The following is an 11,012-nucleotide window of genomic DNA, read 5'->3' on the forward strand; positions in this document are numbered from 1 at the left end:
CAATCCACCAAGGCCATCGGCGAGATCGGCGGCTTCCCCATCTCGCTGCATCGTTTCGACGAACGAGCCAACCTCATCATCCACGGGAGAGCCGAATACAAAGCCAACGTGAGCGACAGCCCAGCGGGCACCATCGCCTCCGTCGAACATGCTCTCGACAGCATGGCAGATCGCCTTCGAGAACGTGAATCCGACCTGAATCAGAGTCACAAACAAACCAAAGACCTCACCAAGCAACTCGACCACCCATTCGAGCACGAGGAAAAGCTGACCGCGGCCGCGAAACGCCAGCAAGAGATCATCGAAGCTCTCGACATCACGAAGAACCAAGCCTCCGCCAGACTCGACGAAGGCGCGGAACAATCCCTCGATCCTATGGACGATGCTCTCCGGCAAGTCGCAGGCACCAAGCGCGCAAAAGCCCCATCAGTGGCAGTGTGAAGGTCTGCTTAAGGCCAGGGCCATTCCCCGCGGCTACCCGGACGACACGCCGCAAGATTCTCCTCCATCGAAACATCACGACTACCGAGAACACGACTGGCCCCGGACGCATCGTGGTGCCGAAAGCGGAAGATGATGTTCCTGCGAATCATCGTGTGAATCCGCGCGGAAGGACAACGACCTGTGTCACCTCATGAAAATTGTCGCCGCGGGATCATGGCTACCTGCTCGAATAAACGAGAAGTCTGACAAGTATCAACCGAGTGGGAGGCTCCCAATAAGGCCATTTGCTTTTGAAAGATCCTTTGGCACAAGCGGCTTCACCCGGTCCAAATCTGCGATGAAGCTTACCTCCGAGACTGCATCCGGCAATGGTAGCGCCACCCGCGGGATTGAACCGCCGTCAAAGTAGCGAAGCGATTGCTTTGCTGCCTCGACGTCAAAGCGGATATTGCGGGCTGTCTGCCATGCCGACCCCAAGGTTTGGTGAACGAGACGCGTGAGACGGAGGTGCAATTGCGGTTTGCGTCCGAGCCGCTGGCGGATGGCGTCCAGCAAATCGAACACACTGGCTCCCGCTCCGGAGCTTTCCACAAACATGGATGCAATGACTAACCGCGTGCTAGTGGGAGGAGTCAGTTGTTCAAGGGTGAAGTGATGGCATCGCGGTTTTCGTGACGCAGTTTTGGCTTCGATGCGCTCTGCGCCTCGGTTGAAATCGTATCGGTCGGTCGGTTCTGCGTGCCATGCCTCGGCGAGCGCGGAAGCGTTCTTGGCCTCATGAATGAGCAATAGCTCACCCCACAAACCCTGAACCTCCCTCCTGGGTATCGCGCTGAGCGCGCGGAACAACTCGACTATGTCTTCGACTACAGACGCAATTTTTGTTTTGTCGCTTGTCCGCCCAAGGGCTGCGGAGATTCCGGGTAGCAGAGCCAGAAAATGCGAGCGAACGACCGCATCCGCCGAGACACACTTGATCACCGTGAAAGTTCCGACTTGAGGCGCTTTGGTGAGTGCTGAGACATGACAACGCAAATCGAACAGAACGGCGAGGTTCTCCAAAACAAGCGGGACCCGCGTCCGACCTTTCGTCGCCGGACCTGTAGAAACCAGCAGGCACGGGCAGCCACCTTCGTCTTTACCAAGCTTGTGCGCGTTGTCGGGCTCTACCGGGATCGCGCTGAACGAGCACGATGAAACGGTGCTCGGTTGCGGGAGGGGCAGCGCGTCGAATGCGCCCACAAACTCGGCGGGCGTCATACCGGTAGGTCTTGGATGAGCGTGTCACCGCCCATCGCTGGCGGCAGCTTGATCGCGATTGCGGGCACACGTTCGCACACAGTAGTTCCACCTGCCGAATTGAGCGTGAGCAGATGGATCTGGACGGCGAACTCATCGGCAGGATGGATCGCGCGATCACCCGGATATACGTCGCCAGTCTTGTGCTGCCCCCGTCCGATGCTCGCGCCTTGAAAGAACGCACCGGAAGACGGCAATTCGGAATTTGCATCCAAGGAGCGGGTTCTCGAAATCTGACCGGAGGCTGGCGCCCAAGACATCAGGTAGATGCTGGCGGGTGCCTCGGGATTGCGATCTAGGAATTCCCGCACTTGGAGGAGCAGGCCGGTGTATCGCTGGCTGTCGTTCGGGTCGGTGTGTTGGAACTGTGACAGGAAACCTTGGAACAAATCTTCGAGCGCGACGCGCGCATAGCCGACCTGCATCGTGTCGGTTCGTTCTGGATGGCCGTCCAACGGTCCAAAGTGCAGCGTCTCCAACGTAGTAACGAGGGCGCGGTTATGTTCGACGGCACGAACGGTGAAGTGGGGCGCGCGCGGGTAGAACCAGTCCGCCGTGAAATTCACATGCTGATAGTCCAAATCCAGGACGTTGCGCCGCGTCGGCTTGAGCGAGCGGTCGAGGAAAAAAGCTCGACGCCATTCTGCGAGCGAGCGGCCAGACGAAGAGTGTTTCCTCAATAGTTCCCGGACATGCTCCTCGTGATTGACATAGACCGAGAACGCACGCTGTACGTCGCTTTCGAGAAATACCCTGCACAAACCGAGATAGGCGCGCTTGTATCCCAAGAATCGCGCCCGCTGCTGAATCGTGTCGGCGTTACCCACGCCCTTACCACGCGGCATATAAGTCACGGTTAGCCCTTCAACAGTAAAGCCGCGATCCATTGCCTGCCCGCCGACCAAAATGTGAGCGTAGCCCGACTGCCACACGATGTCCGGCGTCTTCCCGAGCCGCGCGTTCACTTCCCAAACCTGTGTTCGATTTATCTCCTGCCAGAGAACGCTCTCGATTTCCGAGAACGCCGGCACGTCGGGATACGTCGAAGCGAGGTTGGAGTGCGTTAGTTGGAAGTCTTCGAGCAGTGCTGCTTGGTCTGGGTCTCCGTCCGCACTCAGCAACCGCAGCCATTCCGTGCGGACAGCCGAGACCCAATTGAAATAATCGGCGTGCTTGTCCTGAAGGCGCGACGGGTGAACTAGCATGGAGCGGTTTCTTTCGGGGCTTCGCAGTAGCTTCCCGGCCGCGACGCCAAGAAAAAAGAGCCGCAACGCTTCACGTAAACTCTCCGGAGCACCATGGAGTTGAATTAGAGCGGAGGGAACCTCGTCATCGGGAATCGTCTGCACAAGACCTTGGTTGCGTTGGAAAAAATCAACCAATCCGACATAACCACGCCCCGGCTCCAAGACCTCGACGAAGCGGGGAGAGAGAACATCAATGATGTTGATTAGCAGAGGTGCTTGTGGCGTCGCAGTGTATTGGAGATAGGTGTGATGAGGGAGCGCATCTCGCACTTCGAGCAATCGTTGGTAAGTGCGGCTCTCGTCATTTTGTCTCACTAGCGTGTTCAGGCCGGCTTGATCCGCTTCGTCATCAATGACGAGCGTGGGCACGCCTCGAATATCGAGCGCCTGCAGCAAATCCACCAGGTTGGAAAGGTGGCGATGATTCTTCATCACCGTGATCAGACAGGTTTGTTTGTCTAGGACACGCGGCTCATGCCATTCCGCGAGAAAATCTCTGATTCTGCCGTGGTGATGCTGCTTGAGAGTTGGATTCTGAAAAAACTGCCAGCGCCACTCATGACTGCCAGGGTTGTCGATTCCCAAGTCGAGCCGAAGGCGACGAACGGATTGCTGGAATAGTGGAACCGATGTGCCTGTGATGACGATCACGAGCGGGAACAGATTGTCCCGCGCCAATGCTGCCACGCAGGTGAACGAGAGCGTCTTTCCGCTTTGCACGTAGCCGAGCGCGAGGCCGGTGTCACGTCCCTCTCCGAGCGAAGGAGGCACGCACTTGGCAAGAAGTGCCGCAGTCTGACGCTCAATAATTTCTCGTTCCGCCGCGGGCAGGTTCTTGGCCTCCAGCGTCTGCTTCAGTTGCTCGCCGACTACAGGACACCACAAATCTCCTGGTGGGGTCGCACCCCCGGCGGCTTGCACAGTTTCCACGTTGGGATCGGATTGTTGGTCGTCGGACATAGATTTCTACGGCTGTGAAAATGCGTTTCGCAAGAGATCGTTCAGATTCCGCCGAATCGTGCCAGGACTCTTGACCCCGCTGTCTCGCGCAGTCGTTTCCGCCAGCGCCAGCGCGGCGGCGATGCGGAGCATCGGTTCAATCTTTTCCGCGGTCGTCCCACAGAACTGCTGCATGAACGGGTGAGTCAGCGAGAGGCGCAGACAGAGCAGACGGTGCCCGGTGGATGCAGATGACTTACTCGCAGCATCGCTGATAGAATACCAGTCGCCGACGGCCGGGTCGGTGGAGAGTTCGATTCGCACGAGCCATTTCACGCGCTCCACCTTGACTTCAATTTCTCGGACAGAAGCCGGTGCTTCGACTCGCGGCAGTTTTGCGGGGACCGGCGCGGCGTCCGGTCCCAACGCGTGCTGCTTTTGTATCAACGGCGGCACGAACTTTTGGATTGTCTCGGTGGTGCGTTCATTTGCTTTCTCCGCTCCCCGAACGTAGTCCTCCGCTTTTGGCCGCACGCGATGACCTTCAGCCTGCCTGAGCAGGGGCAAGGGATCGGCATCGAGATGCTGATGGAGTAATTGCAGGAACGGCTCCTCGTTGTCGTCCCATCGGAATCCGTCCTTGGTGTGGCTCACCTCGAAGCCATCGAGGTGCAGTTCACCGAATAGCCGTTGGAACGTGTAGTCGTTTGGGTTCCCGAAAATCGTGTGAGGGCGATAGCCTTCATCGGCGCTTCCTTGAATCAGTCGGTTGCGGCGGAACAGCGCAAAGCCAGCTTTCGTCGTGCTCGCCACTTCAAAGAGTGCCGCAAAGCCATGCACTCGAAGGGACTGCCCGAAGTCGAAATCGATTTCCTTCCGCCACACCACGGGAGGCATGGAGGGAGTCTTGAAGTAGGGGACCTTCATGATGCCAGGAGCGGTGTAATTCAGTTGCTCCCCCTTGAACCGCAGTTCGAGAGACCCTTCACGAAGAAAGACACGGTAAATGCTGCAAAGATGCTCGGCGATTTTCGTCAGCGTTTTGCCCTGCGGCGTTTGGTGGAGTCTGGTGAGGACAAGCTCCGTAAAGTGGGCGTTTGCGTCTGCCCGGCGTTCCGTCACGTCGAGGTCTTCGATCTTGTCCGCTAGAATCGCGTGGATGTCCAAGTTGACCTGTCGTTCGATTGCTTCGCCAAGGGCGGAGGTTCGCACCGACCAGCGCGAGGCAAACCAGAAGGCCGCGCTTTTCATTCCCATGCCGAATTCAGACAACCCGGAGCGATCCGGCGGAATGTCAGCGGGACGAAATGCACGCGGGAAATCCACAAGCGCGATACCGCCGCCGTTATCACGAATCACAATTTGTCCGCCGTCTTCGGGATTGATCTCGATCTCGACCTTGAGCCTATAGCCCTTACCCGAAATGGCGCGAAGCTGCCGCTCATTGCTCATGGCACTCTGGATGGCATTGTCCACGAACTCAGAGAGGGCAAACCACGGCTTGTAGTTCAGATGCCTCAATACCGAAAGCACACTGACACTCGGACGGATATTGACCTTATGCAGCGACGCCATGGGGGGCATTACTTTTCCTTAGCATTGCAGGAGGTAACAATTCATTTGGGCAGGCAGGCGTCGTCGGGTCCGCGTTACCAATTAAGGCGCTCGCGATGGAGTGCATAACGCGAACATTGATCGCGTTGCCAAGGGCTTTGTAGGCGGCAGTCGAAGCAACGGGGAGAACCTTCAGCGATTCCATACTTTGGAGTTTGGCGCACTCCCGCGGCGTCATGTAACGCTTCTCCCACGCTATGATGGGAACTTGCGTCACCGTCATGGCGATAAGCGACGGGGCGGTGGACGGCTTCTTCACGCGCACGCCGGAGGCGCGAAATTGCAGCACGTAATTCCAGATGTTCCGTTCGCCGCCTTTGCAGTTCCACTCAAGCTTTTGAAGGCTAGGTGGAAAATCGAGCAACTCTTCTTTCCAGTCGTCGATCCACGCTTTGTGGTCTTGGTAAAGTTTTCGATTCTTACGGATGAAATCGATTTTCCAGTCGGGGAATTTCTTTTCGCCCTGCGCGTATGGCGGCAACCCGGCGGGTAATTCGGCATCCGTCCACTCGGTAAGCGGGCAACCGTAAGCGCCGCGAAATTTGCGCAGTTCTGACGGCTTCATCGAAACGGGAGCGAAATCCTCGAAAGGGTAATTTGCACCGAACTCCATCGCCCAAATTGGAAATGTCGGGAGTTCCTCGTCCTTTGGATATTGTTTGATGAACCGCTGCCACATTTTCAGGCATTCAACGACGTGCTTCGGTATCGGCTTCGCGTCCGGTGGGTTCGTGGTGAGGACAGAGTTAATGTGCAGATTGGGGAATTGCTGCGGCTTCGGCCACGTGAAACCTTGCAAGCCGCCTCTGCGCGCGACGATATACACGCGCTTGCGAATCTGCGGCACGCCAAACTCATGCGGTGAAAATATGCGCGAATCGCTGATGTAGCCCGCTCCGCGCAGCATCTCGATGACCTTTTTCCAGGTTCGCCCCTCATCATGCTTCGTAAGATTCGGCACGTTCTCCAGCAGCACAAACTCCGGCTTGTGGCGGGAAAGGATTGCGATCACATGATCGAACAAGTCGCCCCATAGTTTGCAACCGAAACCATCCTGGTCGCCCGCCTTTGAAAACGGCTGGCACGGAAATCCGGCGCATAGGACATCATGAGCGGGAATGTCCTCCTGGTTTACTTCGCGAATATCTCCCTTCGGCTCGATGCCGTGATTCTCTTCATAGGTTTCGCGCAAGGAAGAGTCCAGTTCAGAGGCGAAGACACACTTATGCCCCAACTGGCGCAGTGCCAGGTGAAAGCCTCCAAGACCTGCGAATATGTCTATGAAGCGCATTCGCAACATCCTCGCTCGCCGCAGTCCGGGCTGATCCAAGTTCGTTCTGATTGAACCAGCCACGAAATGATCGAGTCCGCCGCCGCTTGGTCCTCGGTCAACTTGTTCATTCGCGCACTCCTGCGCAAAGTTTTTCGACGGGCACCTTTAGGGCCTTCGCCAATCGGGAAATGATTCGCAGCGTTGGATTCCGAACCCCGCGCTCAATGCCGCTGATATACGTTGGATCGAGATGCGCGATCATGCCGACGCGCTGTTGGGTCAGGCCGGAACCGGCGCGGACTTTTCGCACGTTTCGTCCGAATACCGCTAGCGGGCGCGCTTGTTTTCGCATGGATTAAGTCAAACTTTCAATAGGACGATGAGTCAAGCCGCAATCCGCTACAGGGGTCTGCCGCGGCTTCCCGACCCGGAGCACTTCAAGGGAGCAGCCGAGGCCGCTGTCGAAAGGCGTGACGCGGGCTTCGACTTCGACAACGGGGTTGCGGACGGTTTCCAGGCCGAAGCGGCGGTAGGTTTGGGCGAAAATTTCGCATTCGATGATGCCGGTGTAGTCGCAGATCGTGATGAACTTCATCTGGTCCCCGGTGACTTGATGGTAAGAGCGGTCGGCGATGAAACAATGCGCGGCGGCTTCGACGACATATTCCACATTCTCCTCCGCCTCACCGTAGTCACGGAGGGCCAGCAAATAGAGCAATGTCTGCGTTGTCTCGCCGAACCCCCGCGCCCGCGCATCCGCGAGCATCGTCGAGACAAGCGCGCCGCTTTCGGGAATGGCGGAAAGCAGCCCTTCGGCGTTGCGATAATCGTGCTCAGTGAAACGATCCGGCGCCTGCGTCATCTCCTCCGCGTCGGGCTCGATTTGCGCCGAGTCTCCGCCTTCTTGCTCCCGCTGAGGCGCGAGGAGCATCTCCGCGAGACGCCGCCCGTCGGCAAGGTGCGGCGGCCACGGAGGGAGAAACGCCCCCGTCAGCCCCCAAGTCGTCGTGTCGTCGAGCCGCGTCTCGATCAACGTGAGCGAGCACCGCAAGACCGGCGCCTCCAAGTCGGGCAGCACGCCGAGAGCGCGCGGGCGAAAGGCCTGCCGCGCATGTTCCCCGAGCCACGACTCGTTCGCATCCATGACGAGGACATGCAAAGCGGAGTGTCGCGATTGGCAGGAATGGATGTGCTTTTCCAAATCGGCGACGTGAATGCGCTCGTGCGCCTCCGCTTCCTCGCCATGCTCCTCGACGGCCGCGAGGATCTCGTTGTCGGCATCGATGCGCGTCCGTAGATGCTCGCGCGCCTCATCCAGCGTGGTGAGAATTTCGCCCACCCAGTTCACCTGCGTCACATCCCGACGCGCGATGTCGAGCGCCCGCCGCACCTTTTGTTCGTAAGCGGTGCTGATCGCCACCGCCTGGCGCGCCGTCGCCACGGCTTCGCGAAAACGCCCACGCCCGATCTGGTATTTCAGGACGGCGGCATTCGCCGCATGCGCGTCTTCCACATCGAGACCGAGCGTGCCCGTGTAGATATTGATGCCCTCCACAGTCGCGCGATATAGCGGTTCATCGTTCGCTCCCAAGACTTGCTGGAGATAGTGAAAGCTCACCTCACGTCGAACCTGCACCGCACCTTCGACCACCCGCACTATTTCGCAAAAAGCCCGACGCCGCTCGCTCTCATTCAGCAGAAAATCCAACACCGCCGTCGCGACCTCCACGACACGGGCGACATCCGCATCCGGCTCCGCTGCGACGATGAGCGGCTTCAGCGCGAAGACGATTTCGTCCTGCGATGCTCCCGCCGCGAGCCCCATGTGCTCGATCACCGCGTCGAAAACCATCAGCGCCAGCGTGCGCAAATCATGATCTTTGAGATCTTGATTCCGCGCGGCTTTCGCAATCTCGAAACGATGCAGCGGCTCCATGCGCGCCAGCGTTGCCACCCGGCGCGGGAGTGCCACCTGCCATGTTTCGAACGAACTGCTATTCATCTCTGCCGACGGATTTGACTGAAATAAGCGCACCTTGGACCGGAGCAAAAAACTGGAAGGTTGCGCGCCGGTAGCATTTCGCTACCGTAGGTATATGAGCCAACCGGTCAAGCTTTCCGATTCCCTCGTTCTCGATGCACGACTAACCGCGGAAGTCGCGCAACGTTCTATCGCCGGACAAATTGAATTTTGGGCCAGCTTGGGGCGGGCTGTCGAACCTCTACTCCGGGGACGCGAGGCTTTTGCGTTGCGAAAATCGGATACGAGTCGGCCTCTTTCTGAGAGCCTCGGATCGGTCGATTCTCCGGAAGGTCGCCGCCGCGTCGCCGACTATTTGAAGTCGCGGCCATTTCCCCATTATGAGGCCGACCCTGACCGTCCCGAACTGTTGATCCAAATCGGCGAGAATGGGACGCGCACGCTGGGTCGCTTCGTCAATCGGCGCTTCGTGCCGACCGACGAGAGTGCCGCTTCATGATTGATCCTGCCTTGGATCAACGCCCGGTCATCGTCGCCATCGCCGGCCCCAATGGTGCCGGCAAGACCACCTTTTTCCACGCGCATCTACGCGATGCCGGATTGCGGTTCGTCAACGCCGACGACATCGCTCGCGAATTGGACGTGTCCCCCTACGAGGCCGCTGAAATCGCTGATGCGTTGCGCCGCGAACTCGTCAGCCAGCGCGAGAGCTTTGTCTTCGAAACCGTCTTCTCCGATCCAGTGGGTGAGAAACTAACCTTCCTCAAAAACGCGGCGGTGACCGGCTACACCGTCGTGCTCTGCTTCATCGGCATTTCCACCCCGGAGACTTCCGAGCAGCGCGTGGCAATGCGCGTCACCCAAGGTGGGCACGATGTTCCATCCGAGAAACTGAGCGCCCGATTCCCGCGGACGATGTTGAATCTCAAAGCCGCGATTCAAACGCTCCCTATCGTCCTAGTTTTCGACAACGATGCTCTCGCCTCGCCCTTCCGAAAGGTCGCTGAGTTCCGGAGCGCGAAGTCGGTCTTCCTCTCCGATCCAGTGCCGAAATGGCTTGCGCTCAGCACTTGCGCTTGATGAATCGTGATTTCAATACGCTTACAAACACACAGGTAATTCTGGCGGCCAAAGTATCAATCCTTGTAGCTGGGCATTCGACCCTCAGACCGTGCAAAGACTTTGGCCTCGCTCGCGTTTGCTTCCCCACCTCGCCCACGGAAGCCACGCTCGCCAAGCCCCAAGACTTTGCTCCGCCGCCACTCCGAAATGATGCCGCTGCTTCGGCTGCCTTCGCAGCCACATCAACGCGCTTCGAGATGAAGCGCAGATGCGCTCCCGCATTTGCGCACAAATTCCATTCCCAAGCTCGGCATTTCTTGAGGCGCAACTTTCATCGCTATTTAGAGAATCTACGACCGCACGAAGACATCGGCCGTGTCCGAAGACTTCGCTGCCCCCGCGCGATGATGTCGCCGCTTCGCTGCGCTACTCGGCCACATCGTTTACTGCTCGAATCTTCGAGCAAGAACTCATCAATCCCAGCCGCCCCGGAGCGTGAATCGCGACTCGATTTTATAGCTCGCTGCGCGCCGTCAAGGTATTGCTCGTTCGTGCGCTCCACCGTTGACTGTGCTCGCTCGCCGAGAAGAGGTCGCTATGAATTCACGCTGAAATGTTTCGGAGCCGACGATTCGACTCAATGCTGCCCATACACGATTGCACATGCGGAAAGGATTAAGGCGCGTTTTTCGTCTGTGACACCGGGTCAGGAAGTTCGCAGCGGTGCTCTTGGAGGGAAGAGGTCTCTTCGCTGGTTAAAGCCGGAGGAACCGTCTTCGACGCACCTATCTCAACGACAACCGAGGTTTCCGTAACGCCTTCCTGATGCGGCTACGCCGGGGAGACTGTGCTGCGGTCGGCGGACGCCACGCCCTTGCACAGACTCCCGAGTTGGTGAGGCCGACAGCGATCATCTGCGCCGTCCTCTCTTCGCTCCCGGCCTTCCGCCCATGATTCCGCGCGGAAGCCGTGCGCTTTGTTGCGGGCGGCGCAGATCATCGCGACGATCCTCCGGGCCGCGCCCTCGTCGCACACAACGAGCCAGAGGAACCGTCACGCTGCGTGCTGACCCCCGCCCGGCGGATGTTTGTTGGACCCTTGCTCAGCCTCCGAGGGAATTCCGGGGAGGCTTCGTGCAGGCCAAGTTTGGAGG

Annotated in this window: 9 protein-coding genes; 3 read left to right on the top strand and 6 right to left on the bottom strand. The window is 58.4% G+C overall.

Features of this window, described 5'->3' with window-relative positions; translation table 11 throughout:
* Positions 1-441 (top strand): hypothetical protein (locus ABJF10_RS24450; protein ID WP_348547243.1); only part of this gene is annotated, 441 nt, incomplete at its 5' end.
* 255 nt (positions 442-696) lie between these two features.
* Here ABJF10_RS24450 and ABJF10_RS24455 read toward each other — a convergent pair.
* From ABJF10_RS24455 to ABJF10_RS24480, 6 genes are all read right to left on the bottom strand, one after another.
* Positions 697-1,704: a PD-(D/E)XK motif protein gene (locus tag ABJF10_RS24455; RefSeq protein ID WP_348547244.1), complete on the bottom strand. Its 1,008-nt coding sequence runs from the start codon at positions 1,702-1,704 to the stop codon at positions 697-699.
* On the bottom strand, positions 1,701-3,950 hold the full coding sequence (locus tag ABJF10_RS24460) for a Z1 domain-containing protein (RefSeq protein WP_348547245.1): 2,250 nt from the start codon (positions 3,948-3,950) through the stop codon (positions 1,701-1,703). Before ABJF10_RS24460 ends, ABJF10_RS24455 begins: the two co-directional genes overlap by 4 nt.
* Before the next feature lie 6 nt (positions 3,951-3,956).
* Positions 3,957-5,504, bottom strand: coding sequence for an ATP-binding protein (locus ABJF10_RS24465; RefSeq protein WP_348547246.1), 1,548 nt, complete (start codon positions 5,502-5,504; stop codon positions 3,957-3,959).
* Complete coding sequence (gene dcm / locus ABJF10_RS24470; RefSeq protein ID WP_348547247.1) at positions 5,488-6,834, bottom strand: DNA (cytosine-5-)-methyltransferase; 1,347 nt, start codon at positions 6,832-6,834, stop codon at positions 5,488-5,490. Before dcm ends, ABJF10_RS24465 begins: the two co-directional genes overlap by 17 nt.
* A gap of 106 nt (positions 6,835-6,940) precedes the next feature.
* Positions 6,941-7,168: a helix-turn-helix transcriptional regulator gene (locus ABJF10_RS24475; RefSeq protein ID WP_348547248.1), complete on the bottom strand. Its 228-nt coding sequence runs from the start codon at positions 7,166-7,168 to the stop codon at positions 6,941-6,943.
* 3 nt (positions 7,169-7,171) lie between these two features.
* Positions 7,172-8,818: a hypothetical protein gene (locus tag ABJF10_RS24480; protein ID WP_348547249.1), complete on the bottom strand. Its 1,647-nt coding sequence runs from the start codon at positions 8,816-8,818 to the stop codon at positions 7,172-7,174.
* Between the two features lie 94 nt (positions 8,819-8,912).
* Here ABJF10_RS24480 and ABJF10_RS24485 point away from each other — a divergent pair, with 94 nt between their 5' ends.
* Together ABJF10_RS24485 and ABJF10_RS24490 are read left to right on the top strand one after the other, a co-directional pair.
* The gene (locus tag ABJF10_RS24485; RefSeq protein ID WP_348547250.1) at positions 8,913-9,296 is read left to right on the top strand and encodes a hypothetical protein; all 384 of its coding nucleotides are present in this window, start codon (positions 8,913-8,915) and stop codon (positions 9,294-9,296) included.
* Positions 9,293-9,877: a zeta toxin family protein gene (locus ABJF10_RS24490; protein WP_348547251.1), complete on the top strand. Its 585-nt coding sequence runs from the start codon at positions 9,293-9,295 to the stop codon at positions 9,875-9,877. Before ABJF10_RS24485 ends, ABJF10_RS24490 begins: the two co-directional genes overlap by 4 nt.
* The last annotated feature ends 1,135 nt before the right edge of the window (positions 9,878-11,012 follow it).

Source organism: Chthoniobacter sp., assembly GCF_040003245.1.
In the GTDB taxonomy this organism is placed as follows: Bacteria; Verrucomicrobiota; Verrucomicrobiia; order Chthoniobacterales; family Chthoniobacteraceae; genus Chthoniobacter.

Coding starts and splice junctions, on each gene's coding strand:
- ABJF10_RS24460 (WP_348547245.1), bottom strand. CDS start 3,950: ATGTCCGACGACCAACAATCCGATCCCAACGTGGAAACTGTGCAAGCC.
- ABJF10_RS24490 (WP_348547251.1), top strand. CDS start 9,293: ATGATTGATCCTGCCTTGGATCAACGCCCGGTCATCGTCGCCATCGCC.
- ABJF10_RS24465 (WP_348547246.1), bottom strand. CDS start 5,504: ATGGCGTCGCTGCATAAGGTCAATATCCGTCCGAGTGTCAGTGTGCTT.
- ABJF10_RS24485 (WP_348547250.1), top strand. CDS start 8,913: ATGAGCCAACCGGTCAAGCTTTCCGATTCCCTCGTTCTCGATGCACGA.
- ABJF10_RS24475 (WP_348547248.1), bottom strand. CDS start 7,168: ATGCGAAAACAAGCGCGCCCGCTAGCGGTATTCGGACGAAACGTGCGA.
- dcm (WP_348547247.1), bottom strand. CDS start 6,834: ATGCGCTTCATAGACATATTCGCAGGTCTTGGAGGCTTTCACCTGGCA.
- ABJF10_RS24455 (WP_348547244.1), bottom strand. CDS start 1,704: ATGACGCCCGCCGAGTTTGTGGGCGCATTCGACGCGCTGCCCCTCCCG.
- ABJF10_RS24480 (WP_348547249.1), bottom strand. CDS start 8,818: ATGAATAGCAGTTCGTTCGAAACATGGCAGGTGGCACTCCCGCGCCGG.